Annotated in this window: 19 protein-coding genes; 12 read left to right on the forward strand and 7 right to left on the reverse strand. The window is 72.7% G+C overall.

The window, feature by feature from the left end:
• Positions 1 to 5: 5 nt before the first annotated feature.
• Both OG406_RS35770 and OG406_RS35775 read right to left on the reverse strand, forming a co-directional pair.
• Positions 6 to 632, reverse strand: a complete 627-nt coding sequence (locus tag OG406_RS35770) for an alpha-ketoglutarate-dependent dioxygenase AlkB (protein ID WP_164370466.1) — start codon at positions 630 to 632, stop codon at positions 6 to 8.
• A 164-nt stretch (positions 633 to 796) separates the two neighbouring features.
• Positions 797 to 1,504, reverse strand: a complete 708-nt coding sequence (locus OG406_RS35775) for an SDR family NAD(P)-dependent oxidoreductase (protein ID WP_266610673.1) — start codon at positions 1,502 to 1,504, stop codon at positions 797 to 799.
• A 102-nt stretch (positions 1,505 to 1,606) separates the two neighbouring features.
• On the opposite strand from OG406_RS35775, the gene OG406_RS35780 reads away from it, so the two are divergent.
• The gene (locus tag OG406_RS35780; protein WP_267051712.1) at positions 1,607 to 2,446 is read left to right on the forward strand and encodes a helix-turn-helix transcriptional regulator; all 840 of its coding nucleotides are present in this window, start codon (positions 1,607 to 1,609) and stop codon (positions 2,444 to 2,446) included.
• Between the two features lie 21 nt (positions 2,447 to 2,467).
• Here the strand turns inward: OG406_RS35780 and OG406_RS35785 are convergent, their stop codons facing one another.
• Positions 2,468 to 3,364: an aminoglycoside phosphotransferase family protein gene (locus OG406_RS35785; RefSeq protein WP_266853282.1), complete on the reverse strand. Its 897-nt coding sequence runs from the start codon at positions 3,362 to 3,364 to the stop codon at positions 2,468 to 2,470.
• A 322-nt stretch (positions 3,365 to 3,686) separates the two neighbouring features.
• Here OG406_RS35785 and OG406_RS35790 point away from each other — a divergent pair, with 322 nt between their 5' ends.
• From OG406_RS35790 to OG406_RS35800, 3 genes are all read left to right on the forward strand, one after another.
• Positions 3,687 to 4,742: a tetratricopeptide repeat protein gene (locus OG406_RS35790; protein WP_326844129.1), complete on the forward strand. Its 1,056-nt coding sequence runs from the start codon at positions 3,687 to 3,689 to the stop codon at positions 4,740 to 4,742.
• Between the two features lie 101 nt (positions 4,743 to 4,843).
• The gene (locus OG406_RS35795) at positions 4,844 to 5,914 is read left to right on the forward strand and encodes a polyprenyl synthetase family protein (RefSeq protein ID WP_443067131.1); all 1,071 of its coding nucleotides are present in this window, start codon (positions 4,844 to 4,846) and stop codon (positions 5,912 to 5,914) included.
• 304 nt (positions 5,915 to 6,218) lie between these two features.
• A complete protein-coding gene (locus OG406_RS35800; protein ID WP_164370471.1) occupies positions 6,219 to 7,994 on the forward strand; it encodes a M4 family metallopeptidase in 1,776 nt (591 codons plus the stop codon).
• A gap of 79 nt (positions 7,995 to 8,073) precedes the next feature.
• Here the strand turns inward: OG406_RS35800 and OG406_RS35805 are convergent, their stop codons facing one another.
• A complete protein-coding gene (locus OG406_RS35805; protein WP_164370472.1) occupies positions 8,074 to 8,751 on the reverse strand; it encodes an AIM24 family protein in 678 nt (225 codons plus the stop codon).
• A gap of 125 nt (positions 8,752 to 8,876) precedes the next feature.
• On the reverse strand, positions 8,877 to 9,440 hold the full coding sequence (locus OG406_RS35810; protein WP_164370473.1) for an NADPH-dependent FMN reductase: 564 nt from the start codon (positions 9,438 to 9,440) through the stop codon (positions 8,877 to 8,879).
• A gap of 125 nt (positions 9,441 to 9,565) precedes the next feature.
• On the opposite strand from OG406_RS35810, the gene OG406_RS35815 reads away from it, so the two are divergent.
• Positions 9,566 to 10,237, forward strand: a complete 672-nt coding sequence (locus tag OG406_RS35815) for a TetR/AcrR family transcriptional regulator (RefSeq protein ID WP_164370474.1) — start codon at positions 9,566 to 9,568, stop codon at positions 10,235 to 10,237.
• Positions 10,238 to 10,305: 68 nt separating this feature from the next.
• Here OG406_RS35815 and OG406_RS35820 read toward each other — a convergent pair whose 3' ends face one another.
• Entirely contained in the window at positions 10,306 to 11,469 is a 1,164-nt protein-coding gene (locus OG406_RS35820; protein ID WP_266854778.1) for a glycoside hydrolase family 64 protein, read from the reverse strand.
• 299 nt (positions 11,470 to 11,768) lie between these two features.
• On the opposite strand from OG406_RS35820, the gene OG406_RS35825 reads away from it, so the two are divergent.
• The 4 genes from OG406_RS35825 (at position 11,769) to OG406_RS35840 (ending at position 16,442) form a co-directional block, all read left to right on the forward strand.
• Complete coding sequence (locus tag OG406_RS35825; protein WP_329189845.1) at positions 11,769 to 12,455, forward strand: FadR/GntR family transcriptional regulator; 687 nt, start codon at positions 11,769 to 11,771, stop codon at positions 12,453 to 12,455.
• On the forward strand, positions 12,452 to 13,834 hold the full coding sequence (locus OG406_RS35830) for a hypothetical protein (RefSeq protein ID WP_329189847.1): 1,383 nt from the start codon (positions 12,452 to 12,454) through the stop codon (positions 13,832 to 13,834). The genes OG406_RS35825 and OG406_RS35830 overlap by 4 nt, the downstream gene beginning before the upstream one ends.
• Complete coding sequence (locus tag OG406_RS35835; protein WP_329189849.1) at positions 13,831 to 15,681, forward strand: GMC family oxidoreductase; 1,851 nt, start codon at positions 13,831 to 13,833, stop codon at positions 15,679 to 15,681. The genes OG406_RS35830 and OG406_RS35835 overlap by 4 nt, the downstream gene beginning before the upstream one ends.
• A 137-nt stretch (positions 15,682 to 15,818) precedes the next feature.
• Positions 15,819 to 16,442, forward strand: a complete 624-nt coding sequence (locus OG406_RS35840; RefSeq protein ID WP_266610657.1) for a hypothetical protein — start codon at positions 15,819 to 15,821, stop codon at positions 16,440 to 16,442.
• A 97-nt stretch (positions 16,443 to 16,539) separates the two neighbouring features.
• On the opposite strand, the gene OG406_RS35845 is transcribed toward OG406_RS35840, so the two are convergent.
• On the reverse strand, positions 16,540 to 18,339 hold the full coding sequence (locus OG406_RS35845; protein ID WP_081222702.1) for a coagulation factor 5/8 type domain-containing protein: 1,800 nt from the start codon (positions 18,337 to 18,339) through the stop codon (positions 16,540 to 16,542).
• Between the two features lie 421 nt (positions 18,340 to 18,760).
• Here OG406_RS35845 and OG406_RS35850 point away from each other — a divergent pair, with 421 nt between their 5' ends.
• The 3 genes from OG406_RS35850 (at position 18,761) to OG406_RS35860 (ending at position 24,586) form a co-directional block, all read left to right on the forward strand.
• On the forward strand, positions 18,761 to 19,855 hold the full coding sequence (locus OG406_RS35850; protein ID WP_267051720.1) for a DUF1996 domain-containing protein: 1,095 nt from the start codon (positions 18,761 to 18,763) through the stop codon (positions 19,853 to 19,855).
• Positions 19,856 to 19,955: 100 nt separating this feature from the next.
• On the forward strand, positions 19,956 to 21,707 hold the full coding sequence (locus OG406_RS35855; protein ID WP_081222700.1) for a discoidin domain-containing protein: 1,752 nt from the start codon (positions 19,956 to 19,958) through the stop codon (positions 21,705 to 21,707).
• A 53-nt stretch (positions 21,708 to 21,760) separates the two neighbouring features.
• Positions 21,761 to 24,586 carry a glycoside hydrolase family 3 C-terminal domain-containing protein gene (locus tag OG406_RS35860; RefSeq protein WP_329191089.1) on the forward strand — a complete coding sequence of 942 codons (2,826 nt, stop codon included), beginning with the start codon at positions 21,761 to 21,763 and terminating at the stop codon, positions 24,584 to 24,586.
• Positions 24,587 to 24,605: the final 19 nt, after the last annotated feature.

Here is a 24,605-nt window from a genome sequence, read left to right on the forward strand (position 1 = left end):
CCGGGTCAGTTCACGCCGGTGGGCCGGAACTGGATGCTGATGCGGGGGCCGGTCGCGCGCGCCGACTTGGGGATCGCGTGCTCCCAGGTGCGCTGGCAGGAACCGCCCATCACGACGAGGTCGCCGTGGCCCAGCGGCCGCCGCACGGTCCCGCCGCCGCCCCGGGGCCTCAGCAGCAGGTCGCGCGGTGCGCCCACGGAGAGGATGGCGACCATCGTGTCCTCCCGCGCGCCCCGGCCGATCCGGTCCCCGTGCCAGGCCACGCTGTCGCGGCCGTCCCGGTAGTAGCAGAGGCCCGCCGTGGTGAAGGGCTCGCCGAGTTCTCCGGCGTAGTGGGCGGACAGCGCGTCGCGTGCCTCGTCGAGGACCGGATGCGGCAGCGCGTCGCCCGCCCGGTAGTACGAGAGCAGCCGGGGGACGTCGACCACCTGCTCGTACATCTGGCGGCGTTCGGCCCGCCACGGCACCTCGGCGGAGAGCCGGGCGAACAACTCGTCCGCCCCGCCGAGCCAGCCCGGCAGCAGGTCGATCCAGGCGCCGGCACCCAGCGTGGTGCGGCGCGTCCCGTTCAGCGGACCCAGGTGCAGCTCGTCCGTCTGGTCGAAGAGCGAGCCCTGGAGGTGCGTGGCCATACGGCCAGCGTACCCCTGTATTCGAATACGTGTTCCATTGAGGTGGTGGGGCCCGGCGGTGCCGGCCGTGACAGCGCGTGGATCACGCGGGATCCGCAGCCGCCTCGGCCGCCGCGGACCCCGGTGGTCCGGGTGCCCGCGGCGGCCCGTCGGAGGTGCGAATGTCACCAGGGGAGCGGGCCCTGCGCGTCGAAGTAGCCGCCGGTCGGGCCGTCCTGGCCGAGGCGTGCCATACGGACGATGATCTCGGCGCCCTGCTGCACGGTCTGGACCCCGGTGTTGCCGTTCAGGTCGGTGGCCGTGAAGCCGGGTTCCACGGCGTTGATCCGGATGTCGGGGAACGCCTTCGCGTACTGCACGGTGATCATGTTGACGCTCGTCTTGGACGCCGGGTACGCGATGCCCGGGTAGAAGTGGCCCGGCGAGGCGGCGTCGCTCATCCCCGTCAGCGAGGCCAGGCCACTGCTGACGTTCACCATGACGGGGGCGGCGGACCGCCGGAGGAGCGGCAGGAAGGCGTGGGTGACGCGGACCAGACCGAAGACGTTCGTCTCGAACAGCTCGCGCATCGTGTCCGCGGTCGTGTCGGCGGCACCGATCACGCCGTTGCCCTCGCCGCGCCCCTCGATACCGGCGTTGTTGATCAGGACGTCCAGGCCGCCCTCGGCCTCGACGGTCTTCGCCGCCGCGGCGACGGACGCGTCGTCGGTGATGTCGATGAGGAGGGGACGCGCCCCCAGTTCCCCGGCGGCGCGGCGCCCCCGCTCCGCGTCGCGGCTGCCCACGTAGACGGTGTGGCCCGCCGCGACGAGTCGGCGGGCGGTCTCGAAGCCGAGACCCTTGTTCGCTCCGGTGATCAATGTGGTGGTCATGGATCCAGCATCGGTCGGCGTGGTGCGGACAGCCAGGCGTCCCGCCTTCCTGGGACTCCCAGTACCAGGCACCCGACCGCGCCGGGGTGCACAGTTGAGGGCATGGCGAGCACCGAGTTCGGGCGGACGGTACGGCTCTGGCGCGACCGGGTCTCCCCGGAGGCGGCGGGGCTGCCGGGCGGCGGCCACCGGCGCGCCGCGGGCCTGCGCCGCGAGGAGCTGGCCCTCCTCGCGGGGATCTCGGTCGACTACATCACCCGGCTGGAACAGGGCCGGGCCGCCAACCCCTCGGAGCAGGTCGTCGAAGCCCTCGGGCGGGCGCTGCGGGTGTCCGCGACGGAGCGCGAGCACCTCTTCCAGGTGGCGGGACTCGTCCCGCCGGGCCGCGGCATGGTGCCCACCCACATCACACCGGGCGTCCACCGGATGCTGGACCGGCTGGCGGGGACACCCGTCGCGGTGTACGACGCGGCGTGGAACCTGCTGCTGGCCAACCCGCTCTACGCCGCCCTGCTGGGCGACCCCTCGGGGTGGCGCGGGAACGAACGCAACGGCGTCTGGCGCAACTTCGTCGGCCCCGGCAGCCGCGTCCGCCACACGCCGGAGGAACGGCGGACCTTCGAGGCGACGCTCGCGGCGGATCTGCGCGTGACGGTGAGCCGCTATCCGGCGGACCAGGGCCTGCGCCGGCTGATCGCCGACCTGCGGGCGTCCAGCGACCGGTTCGCGGAGCTGTGGGACTCCGGTGCCGTCGCCCACCACGAGGCCGCGCGCAAGACCGTCGACCATCCGCAGGTGGGGGCGGTGACGCTGGACTGCGACGTGCTGGGCGTCGCCGGCAACGACCTGCGGATCATGGTCTACACGGTCGAGCCCGGCACGCGGGACGCCGAACGCGTCGCCCTCCTCGGCGTCCTCGGGACCCAGGCTCTGGTGGACTGAGCGGGAACCGGACGGCACCCGCTAGCCGGACCGGCGCTCCGTCAGCACCGCCCGGATCACGTGCTCGGCGTTGGCCGCCATCACCGGGTTCGTCGTGCGGTAGTACGGCAGTTGGATCAGGGCCATGGACAGGGCCCAGCCGCGGCCCCGCGCCCACAGGGCGTCGTCGGCGCCCGCAGTGTCCCGGAAGACGCTCCGCGCTTCCGGGGGAAGCAGATTCCAGGCCGGGACGAGGTCACAGGCGGGATCGCCGGTGCCGAGCGTGCCGAAGTCGATGACGGCCGCGAGGCGGCCCGCGCGGGTCAGGAGGTTCATCGGCATCAGGTCCGAGTGGAGCCAGACGGGCGGCCCCGTCCACACCGGTGCCGCGAGGGCTTCCTCCCAGGCCGCCGTCGCCTCGCCGGTGTCGATCGCCCCCCGCAACTCCTCGATCGCCGAGCGCGTCTCGGCGTCCACGGTCTTCAAGGGGTCACCGCGGTAGGCGGGTGGGCCGTCCGGAAGACCGGCCCGGCGCAGCGCGGCGACGAAGGCGCCGAGGTCGGCCGCCAGGCCCCGCGCGTCGGACAGGGCGCCCGCGACGGGCAGTTCGCCGTCGATCCACCGCAACACGCTCCACTGCCACGGGTAGCCCTCGGCCGCGGTACCGAGACCGATGATCTCCGGTACGGGGACGGGGAGGAGCGGAGCGAGCCGGGGCAGCCAGGTCGCCTCCTTGGCCACGTCCTCGGCACCGCCCGGCACGCGGGGGAGCCGCACGGCCAGGTCGTCGCCGAGCCGGTAGAGGGCGTTGACGGTTCCGGCCGACTCGACGCGCCTGAGCGGCAGTCGGGCCCACCGCGGGAACTGAGCGGCCAGCAGCCGCCGTACGAGCGGACCGTCGATCGGTGCCTCGTCGGCGTGCATCGGGCCTGCGGACATCCGTGCCTGCTTTCCGTCGCGAGGAGGTGGACCGCCGTCATCCTGCGGCCCGTTCGGGCTCCCTCGCAACGTGATTCGGGTCGGGAGGCAACCCCGCGAACCCGTTCGTCGTCTTGATCGGCAACGAGCGGCGGACACCGCCATCACCATCGAGCGGGAATTCACGCATGGAAACCGGACGAACTATACACCTTGCGTATACATGCCGTGTGTACGTCGAGGATCCGGGATGTTCCAACGTCAGCGCCGCACGACAGCCAGCTACAGCACACCTCCGGGCCGCACCGACCGCGGCCGGACGGTGGCAGACGGAAAGGCATTCATGTACGGCAAGGCCTTCGCCCCGGAGTACCAGGGCGCTCTGACCACCCTGTCCGTGAACTCCTCACTGACCGACGTCCTCGCGGCGGGGACCGAGCAACTGCGCGCCGCCGAGCGCGCGGGGGAGCGCACCGAGGCCGCCCGATCGGGGCTCGCGGTCGCCGAGGCGCACCGCAGGCTCGGGCAGGTGGCGGACGCGGACCGCGCGTGGAAGGCGAGTTACCGCACGGCGCGTGACGCCGGCGACGGTGCCGCGATGGCGTGGGCGCTGTGGAGCGGCGGAACGCTGGCCCGGCAGCGCGGCGCGTTCCCGCTGGCGTGGCGGCTGCTGCGGCTCGCCGCCGAACTCGGCGGCACGTCCGGGGACATCGTGGTGCGCGGCTACTCCCTGGCCGGCATGGCCGAGACCGGCCGCATCCAGGGCGACTACGAGGCGGTGACCACCCTCCACGAACAGCTCCTGGCCGAGGCCCGCAAGCGCGGCGAGGCCCGCCACACGGTGTGGGCCCTGGAGGGCATCGCCCAGATCCACCGCAACACCGGCGCGTACGACACCGCGTACGCCCTCTTCGAGGAGGCGGCCGGCATAGCCGCCGGCGCCGAGGACCGGCGCGGCCACGCCTGGGCACTGCGCGGCCTCGCGGACATCGTCTCCGTGCGCGACGGAGACACCGAACGCGCCCTGGAGCTGCTGACCGAGGCGGAGGCGTCCTGCCGCGCCATGAAGCTCTCCGGCGCCCTCGCCTACAACCACAAGATGCGCGGCAACGTCCTCTACCGTGCGGGCCGTTACACCGAGGCCCGCGACCTCTACGCCCAGGCGCTCGCCGAGTTCGAGGAGATGAGCGAGCCACGCGGACGGGCGCTGTCCCGGCTGGGCCTCGCCAAGTCGCTGGCCCGACTGGGCCGGGACCGCGACGAAACCGCCGCCGAACTCGCCGAGTTGGCCGACGTCCTGGACGGCATCGGTCTGCGGCACGCCCGGCAGATGGTCGAACGGGCCCGCACGGAACTCGGGTTGGCACCGGAGCGCGCCGGAGCGGAGGCGGCACGATGACACCGATGGCCCTGCGCCGGCCCACGACGGCCACCGCGACTCCGGCCGTGCCAACGGCAACGACACCGGCTGTGCCGGTGACAGCGCCCGGGACCCCGGCCGTGACAGCCACCGCGTCACCGGCCGCGGCCGGGCCCCGCACCGGTACGGCATCACCCGACGCCCCGTCCATCCTGCGTCGCTGCCGCGACCTCACCGCGCCCGCCCTGACGGACGCGATCGACGGACTGCACCCCTGGGTCGCGGAGATGGCCCGCTACACGCTGGGCCTCCGCGAGGCCGACGGCGCGGCCGCCGGCCCCGGCCGGGGCAAGGGGATCCGACAGGCGCTGGCGGTGCTCGGTGCCGAGGCGGTGTCCGGGCCGGGGTCGGCGGGCGTGCCGGGAGCCGTGGCGGTGGAGCTCGTCCACACGTTCTCGCTGCTCCACGACGACATCATGGACGGCGACGCGCTGCGCCGCGGCCGCCCCGCGCTCTGGAAGGCATACGGCACCGGGCCCGCCGTGCTCGCGGGCGACGCGCTGTTCGCCCTGGGCATCGAGACCCTCGCCGTCACGCCCCACGCGGGCCCTGCCGTACGGCAGTTGACCACCGCCCTCGGCGACCTGGTCGGCGGCCAGGCCGACGACCTGCTCTTCGCGCAGCGACCCTGGACCGGGCCGGAGGCGGTCCGCGCGGGGGAGTACGTGACGATGGCCGAGCGCAAGACGGGTGCGCTGCTCGGCTGCGCGCTCGCGCTCGGCGCGCGGCTGGCGGGTGCTCCCGACCACACGGCAAATGAACTCGACCTCATCGGACGGCACTTGGGCGTCGCGTTCCAGATCGCGGACGACGTGCTGGGCATCTGGGGCGAGCCGGAGCGCACCGGCAAGCCGGTCCATGGCGATCTGCGCCAGGGGAAGAAGACGCTGCCGGTCCTGGCCGCCCTCGGCGCGGCGCCGGGAGGCGGCGAACTCGCCGAACTCCTCACCGCCCCGGGCGCCCTCGACAGCGACGGCGCTCGTCGCGCGGCGGCCCTCGTCGAGCGGGCCGGGGGACGCACCCGGGCCGAACACGAGACCCGACGCCACCTCGCCGAAGCGCGGACGCGTCTGACGGCCCTGCGACTCGCACCCGGCCCCGTCGGCGAACTGGGCACCCTGCTCTCGGCGTTGGCCGGGCGGACGGTCTGAGGACTCGGGCGGCTCCGGAGCCATCGATAGCTGAGCACGCCGTCCGTACCTGCCCGACCGGCCGGGCCCTCGGCCGTGCCGTGCTGTGCCGTGTGTCTCGTCCCCCGTGCGACATGGGTCACATCAGCCGTCCGGCAGGTCCCGGCAGGCAACCGGTTCCTGGTCGGTCACATCTGTCCGGTCGACGCACCGGCGGGCACGTCGGCCGGTGGTCACTCGGGGCCCGACAGGCCCCCGCGGCGCCGAACGGCGCCGTGTCACCGGGCGGTTGGCGTCGCCGGCCGCCCCGTACCGAAGGAACTCAGTGCGTAGACCCCACATACGCCGCGTGGCCATAGCCGTCGCCGTGACGACGGCCGCCACGCTTCCGGGCCCCGCCCTCGCGGCCGTGCCCGACGCTCCCGCCCGCGCGGCGGCCGCGTCCTCGTCGCCGGTGGCGGCGGCCAGGGCGGCCGCCTTCGCCCACGCGGACGACACCGGGGTGGCCCAGGGCGACACCCTGCGGGCCAAGGACGTGATGACGGACCCCGACGGCAAGCAGCACGTGCGGTTCGTCCGCGCCCACCAGGGCCTGCCGGTCCTCGGCGGCGACCTGGTCGTGCACCTCGGGGACCGGTCGCAGTACCTGGGCGTGACCCGGGCCGCCGGTCATCCGGTCGAGCCCGCCACCGTACGGGCGGAACTGACGCCCCAGCAGGCGGAGCGGAAGGCGGCCGACGAGGCCCGGGGCGACGCGGGTGCCGCCCGACTCGTCGTGGACGCCCGCGAGGGCGCCGCCGCCCTCGCCTACCAGGTGACCGTGACGGACAGCGGCACCACGGAGGCCGGCGGCTCCCGCACGGTCGTCGTGGACGCCCACACCGGCAGGATCCGCAGCAGCATCCCGGACAACGACGAGTTCATCTCGCCTTCCCTGGCCGACACCCTGCGCGAACGGGGCGGCAGCGCCACCCCGCAGACCGGTCTCGCCGCCGGACTCCCGGGCCTCACGAGCGCCGCGCGAGCGGGCCACTACCCGGCGACGGCGACCGGAAGCGGCGCCTCGCTCTTCGCCGGGAAGGTGGCGCTGACCACCACCCGGACCGCCCGGACCAGCTATGTCCTCAAGGACCCGACCCGGTGGAACACCGAGACCCGGGACGCCAGGGGACAGGAACTGGAGTCCTTCGCGCGGGGCAAGAAGATCACCGACGGCGACAACAAGTGGGGCACCGGCACCACCGCCTCCCGGGCCAGCGCCGCGGTGGACGCGCAGTACGGCATCACCAAGACCCTGGACTTCTACAAGAAGACCTTCGGCCGCAAGGGCATCAAGAACAACAGCGCCGGCGCCCGCGGGATGGTCCACTTCGGCAACAAGGTCGGCAACGCGTTCTGGGACTCGACCTGCGGCTGCATGCTGTACGGCGACGGCGACGGCCAGTTCTTCAAGAAGCCGCTCGTCGTCCTCGACGTCACCGGCCACGAGCTGACCCACGGAGTCGTCGACGCGACCGCGGCGCTCGAACCCACCCGCGTGGACGACGAGGGCAACCAGTACGGCGAGGCGGGCTCCCTCAACGAGTCGCTGGCCGACATCTTCGGCTCGAACGTCGAGTTCGCGGCCAAGAACCCGAAGAACCCGCCGAACTACCTGGTGGGCGAGAAACTGGGCCTCGCGCAGAAGTTCCTGCGCCGCCTGGACCACCCGTCCCTGGATCTGCTGGAGGAGGCCGTCGACTACTGGTCGCCCGCCGCCTACGACACCGAGGTGCACGCCGGTTCCGGTGTCTCCTCGCACGCGTACTACCTGCTCGCCGAGGGCAGCGGACGCAAGACGATCGGCGGCGTGACCTACGACTCGCCGACGTACGACGGTTCCCGCGTGACCGGCATCGGCCGGACCAAGGCGACGGCCGTCTTCTACCGGGCGCTGACCCGCTACATGGTCTCGACGACCGACTTCCATGACGCGCGCAAGGCCACGCTCAAGGCCGCCGCGGACCTGTACGGGTCGACCGGCACCGAGTACAAGGCGGTGGGCAGGGCCTGGGCGGCGGTGAACGTCACCGCGGCCAACACCCCCGCCGCGAAGCACTGACGGGACGGGCCCACGGGCCGGGGGTGCCACGCCGACACGGCGTGACACCCCCGACTCCCGCTTCCCGGACCGCTGTCGGTCAGTGTTGCTGCTGCTTCTGGGGAGTCACCTCACTGGGCCGGACGACCACATAGCCCTCGCCCTCCAGCTTCAGCTGCACCGCCTCGCCGGATCCCCCGCGGATCATCGAGCCGATGGACTGCGACCGGTGCAGGGAGGTCCGCAGGTGAGCGGTCCAGCCGACGACGGCGTCCGTGTCGACGAACACCGGCTGCTGCTGCGTGACGGGAATGACCAGAGGGTTGCCCTCGCATATCAGGCCCAGGTCGCCGTGGCCGGTGAAGACACTGTTGAACAGGCCACCGCCGGTGATGCCCGCACCCTTCACGGTCTTGATGTCGTACGACAGCGTGGCGTCGAAACACAAAACGTTGCGGCCGTTGACCGTGAAGACGTCGCCCGGCTCGATGCCCACGATGAAACAGTTCTGCGCCTCGTGCGCGAACCAGGCCTCGCCCTGCCCGCGGACGGCCATCAGCGGAAGCCCCTCACCGGTGACGGCACGCTTGAGCATGCCGCCCACGCCCTGGCCCTTGCGCTCGAACTGGAGGCTGCCCCGGTAGGCGACCATCGCGCCCTGGCGCGCGAACATCTCCCCCTGGACGGCGTACTTGATGGATTTGGCGTTCTGCAGCGTCATGCCCGCCGCGACGGCGGGCTGCACCATGTGGTCACTGGAAAAGAGATCACTCTTCATGCGGGCATCCTGTCGCGGAGGCCGCCGCTCCGCCAGGGTCGTGGCGATCTTGGGACGCGTGGTGACCGAGCCGCGACATGCCGAGGGCCGGCCCGGATCAACCGGACCGGCCCACCAGCGAGTTGTCAGGCGACCTCGACCGCGCCGACGTGGCTGTGCAGACGGTTCACGACCTCGGCGATCTGGGCGGCGACCTCCGCGTCGTCGGCCGGGTGCGTCTCCGCGAAGCGGACCACGGAGCCGGGGACGGAGAGCTTGACGTCCTCGAGGACGGTGCCGCCGGCGATGCCCACGGCCTTGCGGGCCTCGTCCTGCGCCCACACGCCGCCGAACTGGCCGTACGCGGTGCCGACCACGACGACCGGCTTGCCGGTGAAGGCGCCGGCGCCGTAGGGACGGGACAGCCAGTCGATGGCGTTCTTCAGCACGGCCGGGATGGTGCCGTTGTACTCGGGGGAGAAGAGCAGGAAGGCGTCGGCGGAGCCGGCCACCTCACGCAGCCGGGCCGCGGCGGGGGGAACATCGCCCTCGACGTCGATGTCCTCGTTGTAGAAGGGGATCTCGGCGAGGCCCTCGAAGAGGTCGACCTCGGCACCCTCCGGGGCGAGCTTCACGGCCGCCTCGGCGAGCTGACGGTTGTGGGAACCGGCGCGCAGGCTGCCGACGAGCGCGAGGATGCGAACGGACATGGATATCTCCCGATACTGGAAACGCTGAAACACTGCGGCAACAAACCGGACCGAGGTCCGCTTACAGGTCTATCACCGAAGCGGACCGCAGTCCAGTTGGCCCCGATTGCCGTTACGCTGGGTTCATGTCCACGCCACTCCCACCGTTCCCGAAGCGACAGGACCCGTCCGACGAGCCCGTTCTGATGGAGCTGACCGCCCCCGGCGCCGCCCCGCTGCGCGCCGACGCGGCCCGCAACCGCGCGCGGCTCCTGGAGGCCGCCGCCCGCCTGGTCGAGGAGCAGGGAGTGGACCGGCTCACGATGGAGGCCGTCGCCACCGCGGCGGCGGTGGGCAAGGGGACCGTCTTCCGGCGCTTCGGCGACCGCACCGGCCTGCTGATGGCCCTGCTCGACCACACCGAGCAGCGCTTCCAGGCCGCCTTCATGACCGGCCCGGCGCCCCTGGGGCCCGGTGCCTCACCGGCGGAGCGGCTGCGCGCCTTCGGCTGCCGCACCCTGCGCCAGACCTCCGAGCAGCTCGACCTGTACCTCGCCGCCGAGCCCGACGCGAGCCGCCGTTTCACGTCCGCGCCGTACCGGGTGCGGCTGATGCACGTCTGCATGCTGCTGCGCCAGGCGGGCTCGGGCGCGGATGTCGAACTGGTCGCCCAGACTCTGATGGGCTACCTGGACCCGGTGCTCGTCAGCCATCTCACCCGGCAGCGCGGAATGCCTCTGGAGCGCCTGGAGTCCGGCTGGCGCGACCTGGTGGACCGCAGTCTCGCTCCCCGGCCGGCCCGGCCCGGCGGTGAGTAGGGGCGGCACGGGGAGACGGGGCGGGTGCCCTGTCCCGGCACCCGCCCCGTCCCGCCCCCGTGCGTCGGTCAGCTGAAGGGGTCCAGCGTCACGTAGGCCTGCTGCGGGTTGCCGTCGTGGACGAGGGACTCGTAGTTGCCGACGTCGTCGAAGGCGAACGCGTAGGCCTTGCCGTCGGCCATCTGCGCGTGGATCTTGCGGGCGTACTGGTTGGTCACCGAGTCCGCGTAGAAGTTCGCGGAGTTGGCGTCCGGCTGGTTGGGATTGGTCAGCAGCGTCGAGCGGTTGAAGCCCGCGCACAGGGTGCGGGAAATGGGGCCCCGCACCAGGTCGTTGGGTGCGTCGAGCTTCTTGTAGCAGCCGAAGATGCTGTCCGAGTCGGGCTTCTGGAAGCTGGTGACGACGGCGCCGGAGCTGTTGGTGAAGTTCATGACGTTGCCGGAGACCCGGCCGAAGTACTTCGTGTTCGGCTGGTCGCCGAACGGTGTCACCGTCAGCGTCGAGGAGCTGTACTTCTGCCACACGCGGTTGACGTAGTCGTCCATCACGGTGGCCGGAAGCGCGCCCCCCTCGATGCCGTGCCCCGGGGCGAGCGCCCGCAGCACGGTGCCGTCGGACCGGGTCTGGATCAGGTTCGCCCAGCCGCCCGGCTGGCTCCGCAGCGCGTTGAAGAAGCCGGTGTATCCGCCCGCCTTGAGGTGCCCGGTGGTCTTCGTGGTCCCGTCGGCCGCCTTGACGCCGACGGCGTACGGGGCGGAGAACATGTCGACCTGGGTGCTGTTGATCCACAGGCCGGAGTCGTTGAGCGTGTACTCGGACCAGTTGAAGAGGATGTTGTGGTTCGGGTCGCTCGGATTCTGCACGGCCGGCTGCACGAGACCGCCGGTGGTCACGCGGAAGTCGAGCTTCTGCCCGAACGAGAAGTAGAGCCGCCCGGAGAACTTGGGCAACTGGATCGTCTTCGTCTGCCCGTTGGCCGGGCCCACGATCGACGCGTCGGGCGCGGGGGTCGGCGGGTTGCCGCCCGCCGGCCAGGCGTGGAAAGCGCCGCCGGCGTCGGCCCAGCCCTGCTGTCCCGTCGAGAGCTGGGTGCCGAGGTCGTAGATGTAGACGGGTTCGTTGCGGCCCGAGTTGTTCGTGAACGTGAGGGGGATGGTCGCGGGGACCGCCGCCTCGGCACGGGAGGGTGTGCCGAAGGTGAGCAGGGTCGTCGTGAGCGTGGCAGCGGCCAGGGCCCAGGTCGTCCATCTGGATGTCGCGCGCACTCTCTGCCTCCTTGATGTGGGGGTTCAGCGAGGTGGATGTCGGCGGACGCGGCTCGTCCGTATCCGTTTGAGAGCGCTCTCAGAATTGCGCCGGACGGCGTACATGTCAACGATTCACACAAAGTTGGTCCGGTCCAACCCGCCACACAGCCACCGGAGTTCGCGTACGGACCGGGCAAGTGGGTTCCTCACGCGTGGGGTTGACCTTGCGGGCGGTCCACTGGTTCAGTGGCTCATCCACTCAGCCACTGCCCGAAGGGGGAATCGTGGAGGCTCTGCCCCGCGAGACGATCGTCGACGTCCTGGAGGACCGACTGCGCACGGACATCCTCGACGGCCGCCACCCGGCCGGGAGTTACCTGCCCCCGGAGCGACGGCTCGCCGACGGGTACGGCGTCACGCGCACCACGCTCAAGCACGCCTTCGGCCGGCTCGTCCAGGCCGGGCTGCTGGAGACCAGACACGGCGTCGGGACCCGGGTGCGGGACTACGCCCGGCTCGGTGGGGCGGATCTGCTGCCGATGCTGGTCCGGCACGACGCCGGATGGGTGCGCGAGGTCTTCGAGGTCCGTCGCGGCATCGGCGCCTTGATAGCCGAGCGGGCCGCCGTCCGGGGCACCCGCGCCCAGCGCGCCGAACTGACCGCACTGCTCGACGCCGTCCGCGGGGCCGACGGCGCCGACGCGGTACAGCTCGCCGACATCGAGGTGCACCGGGCCCTGGCCCGGGCCACCGGCAACCGTGTCTACGTCCTGCTGACCAACACCCTCTTCAACGCCTACCTGCCCGTCCGCTCGCTCCTGAAGGGCCCCTTCACCGATCCCCGGGCGGCGCACGACCGCCTGGTGCCGGTGGTCGAGGCGGTCACCGGCGGGGACGCCACCCGGGCCCACGCGGCGGCCGCCGCCTATCTGCGGGAGACCGAGCGCATCATGCTGGACGGCCTCGCGTGAGGGGCACCGTGTTCACCGAGACCATGCTCGGCACGGTCCGCCTCGACGGCGACCCCGGCGAGCGGCGCATGCGCCTCGACCTGCGGGCCGACGCCGACCGGGTCCTCCTCCCGCACCGGACGACGAACGCCCGGCTCACCGGCCGCGTCCGGGTCGTCGGACACACCGACGACCCGGGCGCCACGGGCGAGTTGGAGATCTCACCGATCGCCCGCCGACGCATCCGCTACCGGCTCGCGTTCACCCTCGACGGCCGCCGTCTCACCCTGGACGGCTGGAAGTCCGTGACCCCGCGCCACCCGTTCACCTCGATGACGGTGCTGCCCTTCACGCTGTACGACGGCGACGCGCGAGCAGGCGAAGGAGTCCTGCGCTTCCCCGCCGCCACCGGCCTCGCCCCGTTCCTGCTCGGCTTCCGCTTCCCCCGTTGCGAGCGCCCCGAGCGGCACACGGCCCCCCGCTGGAACGGAACTCCGGGCCGCACCGAGGTCTGGTACACCACCCTCACCGACCCCGACACCGGCACCGGCGTGTGGGTGCACCACGAACTCACCGCACCCACGGACGGATCCGCACCCGTCGCGCACGGCTGGGTCGCCGCCTTCCCCCGCGCCGGCGAGGTCACGCACGCCCGCTTCGGACCCGTCCCCTGGACCCGGCCGACGGACGGCTTCGCCGCCGACGGGGTGAGCAGCACGGCGGGACGCCTGAGCGGCACCGCCGGCGACTTCCACTGGAATCTCGACGAACGACCGCAGGCGGCAGCGCTGTTCACCTTCCCCCGCTGGTCCTGGAACCGGCCCCTGCTCCCCGCGGCCCAGATGCTCCCGGCCGCCCGCGCCACCTACGACGGCACGTTCACGTACGGCGGCACGACCCTCACCCTGCGCGGCGCGCCCGGAGCGTCGGCCCGGATCTACGGGCACGGCAACGCCCACCGGTGGACCTGGCTGCACGCCGACCTCGGCGACGGCGACGTGCTGGAGATCGTCGCGGCCGTGTCCACCCGGCCCGCCCTGCGCCGGCTGCCCCCGCTCGTCTTCCTGCGGCTGCGCCGGCACGGCCGGACCTGGCCCCGGCGCCCCGAACGCTCCGCCGTCGGCTGGCTCGGCCTCGGACGCTTCCGCGCCGCGTTCGGCCTGCCCGCGTGGACGGTCACCGGACGAACGGCCCTGCGCCGCATCCGCGTTCAGGTGGAACAGCCCCCCGAGCGGACCCTCACCCTCACCTACCGCGACCCGGACGGAGCCCCCGCGGTGTGCCGCAACAGCGAGTCGGCCGACGCCCGTATCGTGCTGGAACGCTGGTGGGGGCGCTGGCGGCCCGAGGCGACCTGGGAACTCGACGGCACCGCGCACGCCGAGGCGGGCGACCGATGACCGCCGAGGGACTCGTCGCCGCGCTCCTCGCCGACACGGGCGACGCCGACTGGCCCGCCCGCGTACCGAACCGCCTCGACTCGGTCCTCGCCGGCCTGCCCCGGCCCGCCCGCGCCGGCGTCCGCACCGCCGTCGCCGCCCTGGAGACCTACACCGTCCTGCGCACCGGCAGACGCCTCACCGCCCTCGCGCCCGGTGAACGCGAGGACCTCCTCGGCTCCCTCGCCGCGCACCCCCGGCTCGCCCCGCTCCTCGACGTCCTCAAGGTTCCCGTACTGCTCGCCGCCGGCACCGAACGGATGATGGCCGGCCCCGCGCCCACGCCACCCGCGGCGCCGCCGGACCCGCCGCTCGACTGCACCCCGGCCGGTGACTGGCCCGCCCGGAGCACCGCCGACGTGATCGTCGTCGGCTCCGGCGCGGGCGGCGCCATGGCCGCCCGGACCCTCGCCCGCGCCGGACTCGACGTGGTGGTCCTGGAGGAGGGCGAGCACCACTCCACGGCCTCCTTCGGACGCCGGGCACCCCTCGACCGGTTCGCCGAGCTGTACCGGGACGGCGGCGCCACCGTCGCCCTCGGCAACCCGCCGCTGCTGCTGCCGGTCGGCCGCGCGGTCGGCGGCACCACCGTCGTCAACTCCGGTACCTGCTACCGGACTCCGGACCACGTCCTGGCCCGCTGGAGCGGCACGTTCGGCTTCGCGCTCGCCGACGGGTTCGGGCCCCTCCTCGACGAGGTGGAACACACCCTCCGGGTGGCGCCGCAACCCCTCGACGTCCTCGGCACCAACGGCCTGCTCGCCCTCGCCGGCGCCGAACGACTCGGCTGGCGGGCCGCGCCCCTGCGCCGCAACGCGCCCGGCTGCAAAGGCTCGTGCCAGTGCGTGGTGGGCTGCCCGACCGGCGCGAAACAGAGCGTCCAGCTCTCCGTCCTGCCCGACGCCTGCGCCGCGGGCGCCCGGATCGTCACCGGGGTGCGCGCCCACCGCGTCCTGCTGGACCGCGACGTGCCGGGCGGACCCCGCGCCGCGGGGGTGCTGGCCCGCCGGGCCGACGGCAGCGAACTGGAGATCCTCGCGCCCCTCGTCGTGGCCGCGGCCGGGACACTCCACACGCCGGCGCTGCTGCGCCGCTCCGGTCTCGGCGGGCACCCCCGCCTCGGCCGCAACCTCAGCGTCCACCCGGCCACCAGCGTCGCCGGACGCTTCGCCGAACCCGTCACGGCCTCGCGCGGCGTCCTGCAGAGCGTCGGCGTCGAGGAACTCCACGACCGCGGTGTCCTCGTCGAGGCGACCGCGAGCCCGCCGGGCATGGGCAGCTTCGTCCTGCCGGGCCTCGGCCGCGAACTGCGGCGCGAACTGGAGGGCGCCGACCACCTCGCGACCCTCGGCGCCATGATCGCCGACCGCCCCTCCGGCCGGGTCATGGGCCGCGACCGCACCGTGGTCGGCTACGCCCTCGACCCGCGCGACGCGGACCGGCTGATGACAGCCGTCCGCGCCATGGGCCGTCTGCTGTTCGCCGCGGGCGCCGAGGAGGTCCTCACCGGTGTCGCGAGCGCGCCCCGGGCCCGCTCGCTAGACGCGCTCGACGACCTCCTCGCGGGCGTGGGGCCCCGCGATCTGCGCCTGTCGGCGTTCCACCCGACCGGCACCGTGGCCGCGGGCGCCGACCCCGGGCGCGCTCCCGCCGACCCCGAGGGGCGGCTGCGCGGTGTCCACGGCGTACTCGTCGCGGACGGCTCGGTCCTGCCGGCCTGCCCGGAGGTCAACCCGCAGCTGAGCATCATGGCGGCGGCCCTGGCGGTGTCGCAGGCGTGGCTCGACCGCACGGGACACGGCCGCTGAGATCCCCGCGCCACCCCAATGGGCGCCCGTGGTTCGCCGCCACCGCGCACGGCACGGAGCATGAGGGAGTCCGTACGAACGGAAGTGGACGAGCCGACGAGCCCCCGTGCCCCGTACGGCAGGAAGAGGCGAACCCCATGAGCAGACGCGCAACCCCCGGCCGAGGCGGACCACGGCGTATCGCTGCCCTGCTGGCCGCGATCGCGTGCGGGTCCCTCCTGGTCTCGTGCAGTTCGGACAGCGACAACGACAGCGGGGCAGCCTCGGCCAATCCCACCCCGCCGAACGCCTCCGACTTCACGGGGACACCGCCCTCCGCGATCGCCTCCGCCGCCTCCTCGATCATCGAGTCCGCGAGCGGCCGGGCGTCGTCCGCGGCCGCCTCCGTGTCGGCCCGGGCCTCGGAGTTCGCCGCGTCGGTCAACGCCGACACCGAGCGCGCCGCGGTCACCGCCCAGAAGCAGCTGAAGGACGTCAAGGGCGCCGGCAACGCGACCTCCGACGTCAGCATGACCGGCCTGCCCACCGGGGAGACCGGCGGTCTGCGCGCCGTGGTCGTCACCATCACCAACACGACCGGCCAGAAGGCGTCGTACGCCGTCCAGGTCGACTTCAAGAACCCCGACGGGAAAGTCGTGGAGACCCGCTACGTCGGCAAGGAGAACCTCGAACCGGGCAAGCGCGCGCAGCCGGTCGTGGTCAGCCGGCAGCCCGCGGAGCCCCAGCTCACCCCCGTGCTCGCGAAGGCCCAGCGCTACTGAACCCGCGGCGGCCGCACCACGGCCGGCCGTCCACCGCCGGGACCCGTCCTCCTCAGCGGGAGGACGGGTCCCGGCGGTGCGCCGCGGGCGGGAACCGTCAGGGGTAGGAGACCACCGTGGACGGCACGGTGGAGGTGCCCGACGTGGGTGCCCCCGTGTCGTTGATGACCCGCTCGTACTGTCCGGCCCCGCCCAGCGAGACGACCAGCAGGTCGTGGAACTTCACGCCCGGCTTGTTCGGCGCCGCGAAGCCGTGGTGCTGCACGATCGTCGGGTCGACGTTGTAGTAGCAGTAGCTGCCCAGACCCCAGCCCTCGTGCGTGGTCACGGAGTCGGCCACCTTGTAGGCCGCGTACCCCTTGATGCTGCCGTTCTGGATGGCCGCCTGGTTCGGGGCGTCGTAGGCCTTCTCGTTCTGGAAGAAGATGGTGCGGCCCCGCTCACCGAACCACTGGACGTCGTACTTGTTGAAGTGTTCGACGAACAGCCCGGTGGCGAGGACGTCGGAGCCGTTGACGCGGATGCCGTAGTCGGCCCGGTTGGTGTCCCAGCCGACGCCGGTGCCGTGGTCGGCCCGCCACACCCAGGTGTGGTCGATGATCGTGTGGCGGCTGTTGATGACCATGCTGGTCGTCGCCTTGCCCGCGCCGGCCCCGCCGATGCGCACGAACACGTCCTGCACGGTGGTCGGGTTGGCCGAGTGGTCCGCCGAGGCGCCCGTCGGGCCCACTTCCAGGAGCGTGTTGGAGTTGACGGGCCCGGCGTCGATCAGGAATCCGGCGAGCCGGACACCGTCGACGTCGGCCGTCCGCAGGGCGGTGACGCCGTTGTCCGGGATGAGCGTGGCGTAGCCGAGCCCGAGGACCACGGTGCCCGCGCGGTTGACCTGGATCGGCTGGTCCAGGTGGTAGATGCCCGGGGTCAGCAGAAGGTGGAGCCCCTGGGTGAGCGCCGCGTTCAGGGTGGCGGCGGTGACGCCGGGCTTGGCCACGTAGAACTGGCTGAGCGGCAGCGACGTGCCGCGCGGCGTGCCGCTGCCCCAGGTGACGCCGCGCGCGTTGGTGCGCTTCTCCGGCAGGAACACCCGGTACTCGCTGCCGTTGAGGTACAGGAACGGCTTCTCCCGGGAGACCGGGGTGGTGTCGAGCGTGGTGTACGGCGGGTTCGGGAAGGACTGCGCGGGCGCGCCCTGGACACCGGAGAACACCATGTTCCAGACGGCGTTGGACCAGCCGCCCACCGAACTGTCACGGGTGTACCACTGCTGCTGCGAGTAGGGGCCGACCGAACCGTCGATCCTGCTGTCGGCGATGTAGCCGCCGCTGGCCCATCCGTAGCCGTTCGGGGCGAGGTTGAGGCCGCCCCGCACGTGCATCCGGCGGAACGGCGCCGCCTGCGCGACCGCCCAGCGGTTGGTGCCGTTGACCGGGGTGAGGGCGAGGTTCTCCGCCGAACGCCAGAAGTTCTGGGTGGCGTTGCCGTTGAACCAGCCGGCGTCGACGGTCACGTCGCCGTTGATCGACGTGTCGTCCGGGGACAGACCGAGGCCCGCGATCGAGGTGTAGAAGCCGAGCTGGGCGTTGAGCCCGTTGTACGTACCCGGCTTGAACAGGAGCGCGTAGCGGCCCGTGCCGAACTGGGCGGTCTCCTGCTGCTTGAAGATCTGGTCGAGCCTGGCCTGGATGCCCGCCGTCGACGGGTCGAAGACGATGACGTTGGGGCCGAGGTCACCGCCGCCGGGCAGGGCGGCCGCCTGCGGGGCCGGCGCGGCGGACGCGGGGGAGGACAGGGCGAGGATCCCGGGCGTCGCCGCGGCGGCGGCCATCGCTCCGAGAACGGTGCGGCGCGCGACGGAGGAGCGGCCGGAGTCCGGGGTGTCCGTGGGGGTGTGCGACATGGGGGGCGACTCTCCTGGTTCAGGAAGTGAACGGTGGGAGGTTGGGGGAGCGCTCTCTTGCCGATGCATGCTTCATCCAGGTGAACGACGCGTCAAGAGTTGTGACCGGAGTACCGCATGTTGTTGCCGACTGGACCGTCAACTCGGCCTGAATTTGCCACACTTGATGAGTCTTTAAGGGGACTTGGGGGCGGTTTCCCGGCGTCCTGGTGCGTTCAAGAGATGCGTGCATCGCACGCAGTGATTCTCCGTCAGCTCCCTTGACACCCTTGCGCAACCGCCACAACACTCCTCGACGGGAGAGCGCTCTCCCAGTTTCCTCGGCACATGTGATGGACCGTCACGCGGGCGGCCCCGGACCGCACTTCGTCCGCGGGTCGCCCGGCCCCCACCGTCCCCATCGACGTGGCAGGAGGTCTCCATGGCACGGAGATCGAAGATCGTCTCAGGAATCCTGATGTCCAGCGCACTGGTCCTCACCACGCTCGGCCTGGCCGGCGTGGCGATGAGCGCCGACCCGGCATCGGGCGCGGCAACCTCGGTGGCCGGTTCGGCCACCGTCCACACCGGGCACGCGATGCCCGCCTCGACGCTCGCCTCGCCCGAGGACCCGGACGGCGACGGATACATCCCGGCGAACCCGCCGGTGACCGGGGTCGTCCCCTCCAAGGCGGAGCCGACGCACCGGTACTTCCACGAGTTCCAGGCGAACTGTTCGGTGTCCCACACCCGGCCGGACGACCCGATCGTCTACCCCGGCCAGCCGGGCAAGTCGCACGACCACACCTTCATGGGCAACACCACCACGAACGCGGCCAGCACCACCGCCTCGCTCGACTCCGGCGGGACCACCTGCAAGGCCCCCGGTGACAAGTCGGCCTACTGGATGCCGACCCTGCTCAACGGCAGCACACCCGTGCTTCCGGTGGGCCCCCAGGTCATCTACTACAAGGCCGGGGTCACCGACTACACCAGCGTGCGGCCCTTCCCGAAGGGACTGCGCTTCGTCGTCGGCAGCCCCCTGCAGTCGGCGGCCGACTTCCGCAACCACCGCGGTTTCGTGGAGGGCTGGGAGTGCGGCGACAGCTTCTTCAACGTCGACTTCCCCGCGCAGTGCCCGAACAGGGCCGACGTCCAGCTCAACATCCGCTTCCAGGCGCCCAGTTGCTGGGACGGCAAGTACCTGGACACTCCCAACCACCAGAGCCACATGGCGTATCCGGTGGTCAACCCCGGCACGAACAACAACATCTGCCCGGACGACCACCCCGTCGCCCTGCCCATGATCGAGTTCAAGATGGCCTTCCCGGTCAACGGCGACATGTCCAAGGTGAAACTGGCGAGCGGCGCCGGCTACTCCTTCCACTACGACTTCTTCAACGCCTGGGACGCGCCGACGCTCAAGGCGCTCGTCGACCACTGTGTCGTCGGCGGCCTCCAGTGCGACGCCCGCGGCTACGACCAGACCCACCCCGAGGCGGGCGCGGCGCTCGACGCGAACTACCGGCTTCCCTGACGCCGGCACTCCCGCCGGCCGGTACATGGCCCCGGCCGGCGGGACCCCACCGCCCGACCCCCTGCTCCTCCCCCCTCACCCGCACACCGGACGGACACTCATGACCGCATCCCGTACCACCCGGCGCCGCGTCACGGCGCCCCTCACCGCGGGCCTGCTCGCCGCGGGAGCTCTCGTCGCGCTGCCCTCCCAGCCCGCGCACGCCGCCGGCAGCGTCGTCAAGGTCACCGGCTCGCAGGGCAACTGGCAACTGACCGTCGACGGCAGCCCGTACCAGATCAAGGGCCTCACCTGGGGGCCGTCCGTCAGCGACGCCCCGCGCTACATGCCCGACCTGAAGTCCATGGGCGTCAACACCATCCGCACCTGGGGCACCGACGCGTCCAGCAAGCCGCTCTTCGACGCGGCCGCCGCCCAGGGCATCAAGGTGATCGCCGGCTTCTGGCTGCAGCCCGGCGGCGGGCCCGGCAGCGGCGGCTGCGTCAACTACCTGACGGACACGGCCTACAAGAACCAGGTCCTCAGCGAGTTCCCGCAGTGGGCGGCCACCTACAAGGACAACCCCGGTGTCCTGATGTGGAACGTCGGCAACGAATCCGTGCTCGGCCTGCAGAACTGCTACAGCGGTGACGAGCTGGAGCGCCAGCGCAACGCGTACACGACTCTCGTCAACGACATCACGAAGAAGATCCACGCCGTCGACCCCAACCACCCGGTCACCTCGACCGACGCGTGGGTCGGCGCCTGGCCGTACTACAAGAAGAACGCCCCCGACCTCGACCTCTACGCCGTGAACGCCTACAACGCGGTCTGTGACGTCAAGGCGGCCTGGCAGCAGGGCGGTTACACGAAGCCCTACATCGTCACCGAGACCGGTCCCGCGGGCGAGTGGGAGGTGCCGGACGACGCGAACGGCGTCCCCGCCGAGCCCACCGACCGGGCCAAGGCCGACGGATACACCCGGGCGTGGAACTGCATCACCGGACACAAGGGCGTCGCGCTCGGCGCCACGATGTTCCACTACGGCACGGAGTACGACTTCGGCGGCATCTGGTTCAACCTGCTCCCCGCGGGTGAGAAGCGGCTGTCGTACTACGCCGTGAAGAAGGCGTACGGGGCGGACACCTCCCACGACAACACCCCGCCGGTCATCTCCGACCTGACCGTCGAGGGCGATGCCGCCAAGGTGCCCGCCGGGGGCGACCTCACCCTCGCGGTGAAGGCCACCGACCCCGACGGCGACCCGATCACGTACGAGGTGCAGGACAACAGCAACTACATCGACCAGAGCAAGCAGCTCGTCACGCTGCCCGCCACCAACCTCGGCGGCGGCCGGCTCAGGGTGACCGCGCCGGACAAGCCCGGCGTCTGGAAGATCTACGTCAAGGCCAAGGACGGCAAGGGCAACGTCGGCGTCGAGACCCGCTCCTTCCGTGTCGTACCGCCCGTCCCGAGCGGTACGAACATCGCCCGCGGCAAGCCGGCCACGGCCTCCTCGGCGCAGGCGGGCGGCGGTGACTGCCCCTGCACCGCCGCGGGCGCCGTCGACGGCAACCTCACCACCCGCTGGGCCAGTGACTGGAGCGACCCCCAGTGGCTCCGCGTCGACCTCGGCAGCCGCACCTCGTTCCGGCACGTCCAACTCGTCTGGGAGACCTCGTACGCCAAGGCGTACACCGTCCAGACCTCGGACGACGGGCAGAACTGGACCACCGTCCGCAGCGTCACCGACGGCAACGGCGGCGTCGACGACCTCGACGTCTCCGGCACCGGACGCTACGTCCGGGTCAACGGAACGGCGCGAGGCACCGGATGGGGCTATTCGCTGTACGAGTTCGGCGTCTACAACTGAGTCGGACACCAACGGGAGAGCGCTCTCTCAGGAATGAGGCCGGACACATGGAGATGACGGACGACGAGGCGGAACGCGAACGGCTCCTCGGCAAACTGACCCTCCGCGAGAAGGTCCGGCTGCTGACCGGCGCGACCACCTGGCGCACCCGGGCCGAACCGGCCCTGGGACTGCGGGAGATGGTCCTGTCGGACGGCCCCGCCGGTGTGCGGGGACAGTCCTGGGACGAGCGCGATCCCTCCTTGCTGCTGCCCTCGGCATCGGCACTCGGAGCACTGTGGGACGAACGGTTCGTGGAACGCCTCGGCGGCCTGCTCGCCGCCGAGGCGCGCCGCAAGGACGTCGACGTGGTCCTGGCGCCGACCCTCAACCTGCACCGCACCCCGCTGGGGGGACGGCACTTCGAATGCTTCTCCGAGGACCCCGAACTCACCGGCCGCACCGGCGCCGCGCTCGTCCGCGGCATCCAGGCGCACGGGGTGGCCGCCACGGCCAAGCACTACGTGGCCAACGACTCCGAGACCGACCGGCTGACCGTCGACGTCCGCGTGTCCGAGCGGGTGCTGCGGGAGGTCTACCTGGCGCCGTTCGAGGCGGCCGTCGAGGCCGGCGTCCGGGTCGTCATGGCCGGGTACAACGGCGTCAACGGCACCACGATGAACGCCAGTCCGCTGCTCACCGACCCCCTGAAGCGGGAATGGGGGTTCGCCGGCGTGGTGGTCTCCGACTGGGGTGCGCTGCGCGACGGCGACCCGGCCGGCCGCGCCGGCCTCGACCTTGCCATGCCGGGACCCGACAGTCCCTGGGGAGCCGCGCTGGTGCGGGCCGTGGAGGACGGACGCGTCCCGGTGTCGGCCGTCGACGACAAGGTGCGCCGGCTGCTGACGCTCGCGGCGGCGTGCGGGGCGCTCGGGGAACCGCCGGAGCGCGCGGCGGCCCGTGCCGACACCTCCGTCGGCGCCGACGCCCGCGTGGACGCCTCGGAGGAGGCCGCCCGCCCAGAAGATGCCGACACCCACTCCCACTCCCACACCGACACAGACGCCGACGCCCTGGCTCGGGGCGGACCCGGGACTCTCGGACCCGCAGGTGCTCACAGCGCTTCCGGGGTGCCCGCTGGTGCTGGTGCTGGTGCCTATGCCGACGCCGGAACGCGGACCGCCACCGGGTCCGGTCCTAGGGGCGGAGCCCCGGATCGCGTCCTGGGGACGTCCGGCCCGCGCGCACGGGCGGGCGTTGCGGAGGGCGCCGAGGCTCCCACCCGTCATGGTGCCGCCTTCACTGGCGGTGGCGATGTCGATGCCGAAACGGCGGGCGCGGCCGAGGGGTTCGACCGGGACGCCCGGGACCTGCTGCGCCGGGCCGTCGCCGCGAGCGCCGTCCTGCTGCACAACCGCTACGTCCTCCCGCTCGACCCCGCCCGGCTGCGCACGGTCGCCGTGATCGGTGCGCACGCGGCGCTGCCCCGTACGCAGGGCGGCGGGAGCGCCGGCGTCTTCCCGCGGCATGTCGTCACCCCGCTCGACGGGATCAGGGCGGCCCTGGGCGACGGCACCCGCGTCGTCCACGTACCCGGCCCGTCGACCGACGCACCGGCGCCGCCCCTCGCCCCCGACCTGTGCTCCGATCCCACGACGGACACCCCCGGAGTGCGACTCCGCCTGCTGGACGCCTCGGGGAACGAACTGCACTCCGAACACCGGCTCAGCGGACGCCAGTTGGAACCCCCCGAGCTCCCGGGTGCGCGCACCGTCGAGATCACCGCCCTGCTGCTCCCGGGAACGACGGGGCCGTGGACGATCGGCGTCGGCGGATTCGGCCGGATGAGCGTGACCGTCGACGAACACGTCGTCCTGGACGGGGAGTTCGCGAGGGAGACGGACGACCCCGCCGTCGTCCACGTGAACCCGCCCGTCCACTGCGTGCGCGTCCCCCTCACCTCCGGACATGCGGTGCGGGTGACGGCGCGCCGCGAACTCGCCCCCGGCACCGGCCGGGCCACCGTGGTGACCGCGGCCCCACCGCGCCCCGACGACCGGGCGGCGCTGGCCGAGGCCGCGGTGGCCGCCCGGCGCGCGGACGCCGCGATCGTGGTCGTCGGCACCACCGAGCACGGCGAGTCCGAGGGGTACGACCGGACCGACCTCGGGCTCGGCGGCCGACAGGACGACCTGGTGCGGGCGGTGACCGCCGCGAACCCGCACACGGTCGTCGTCGTCAACAGCGGGGGCCCCGTCGAACTCCCCTGGCGCGCGCAGGCCGGTGCCGTCCTGCTGACCTGGTTCCCCGGACAGGAGGGCGGCGCCGGGCTGGCCGACGTGCTGTTCGGGCACGCCGAACCCGGTGGCCGGCTGCCCACCACCTGGGCGGCCACGCTCGCCGACGCCCCGGTCACCCGTACCGAACCCGCCGACGGCCGCCTCGACTACGACGAGGGCCTGCACATCGGCTACCGCGCCTGGGCCCGCCACCACCGCACCCCCGCCTACTGGTTCGGACACGGGCTCGGCTACACGACGTGGGCGTACGAGGCGCTCGACGTCCCCGACGACCTGGTGGCCGGCGAGTCCTTCACCGTGCGGATCGGGCTGCGCAACACGGGCGGGCGTCCCGGACGCGAGGTCGTCCAGGTCTACCTCGCCGGCCCCCCCGGCCCCCTGGAGCGCCCGGAACGCTGGCTCGCGGGCTACACGGCCGTCCACGCCGCACCGGGGGAGCGGACGACGGCGGTGGTGCGGATCCCGGGCCGCGCACTGCGGCACTGGGACGAGGACGAGCACGCCTGGCGCACCCGGCCGGGGCCCTACCGGGTGCTGGCGGGCCGCTCCGCCGGATCGCTCCCGCTGACCGCCGTCACCCTGGTCCGGGCCTCGGGCTGAGCCCCCGGCGGTCGCGGAG

Origin of the sequence: Streptomyces sp. NBC_01428, assembly GCF_036231965.1 — a bacterium.
Taxonomy (GTDB): Bacteria; Actinomycetota; Actinomycetes; order Streptomycetales; family Streptomycetaceae; genus Streptomyces.

What these genes read in the sequence shown, in the direction of transcription:
- OG406_RS35770 (WP_164370466.1), bottom strand. Translation starts at nt 632, where the DNA reads ATGGCCACGCACCTCCAGGGCTCGCTCTTCGACCAGACGGACGAGCTG.
- OG406_RS35775 (WP_266610673.1), bottom strand. Translation starts at nt 1,504, where the DNA reads ATGACCACCACATTGATCACCGGAGCGAACAAGGGTCTCGGCTTCGAG.
- OG406_RS35780 (WP_267051712.1), top strand. Translation starts at nt 1,607, where the DNA reads ATGGCGAGCACCGAGTTCGGGCGGACGGTACGGCTCTGGCGCGACCGG.
- OG406_RS35785 (WP_266853282.1), bottom strand. Translation starts at nt 3,364, where the DNA reads ATGTCCGCAGGCCCGATGCACGCCGACGAGGCACCGATCGACGGTCCG.
- OG406_RS35790 (WP_326844129.1), top strand. Translation starts at nt 3,687, where the DNA reads ATGTACGGCAAGGCCTTCGCCCCGGAGTACCAGGGCGCTCTGACCACC.
- OG406_RS35805 (WP_164370472.1), bottom strand. Translation starts at nt 8,751, where the DNA reads ATGAAGAGTGATCTCTTTTCCAGTGACCACATGGTGCAGCCCGCCGTC.
- OG406_RS35810 (WP_164370473.1), bottom strand. Translation starts at nt 9,440, where the DNA reads ATGTCCGTTCGCATCCTCGCGCTCGTCGGCAGCCTGCGCGCCGGTTCC.
- OG406_RS35815 (WP_164370474.1), top strand. Translation starts at nt 9,566, where the DNA reads ATGTCCACGCCACTCCCACCGTTCCCGAAGCGACAGGACCCGTCCGAC.
- OG406_RS35835 (WP_329189849.1), top strand. Translation starts at nt 13,831, where the DNA reads ATGACCGCCGAGGGACTCGTCGCCGCGCTCCTCGCCGACACGGGCGAC.
- OG406_RS35840 (WP_266610657.1), top strand. Translation starts at nt 15,819, where the DNA reads ATGAGCAGACGCGCAACCCCCGGCCGAGGCGGACCACGGCGTATCGCT.
- OG406_RS35845 (WP_081222702.1), bottom strand. Translation starts at nt 18,339, where the DNA reads ATGTCGCACACCCCCACGGACACCCCGGACTCCGGCCGCTCCTCCGTC.
- OG406_RS35850 (WP_267051720.1), top strand. Translation starts at nt 18,761, where the DNA reads ATGGCACGGAGATCGAAGATCGTCTCAGGAATCCTGATGTCCAGCGCA.
- OG406_RS35855 (WP_081222700.1), top strand. Translation starts at nt 19,956, where the DNA reads ATGACCGCATCCCGTACCACCCGGCGCCGCGTCACGGCGCCCCTCACC.
- OG406_RS35860 (WP_329191089.1), top strand. Translation starts at nt 21,761, where the DNA reads ATGACGGACGACGAGGCGGAACGCGAACGGCTCCTCGGCAAACTGACC.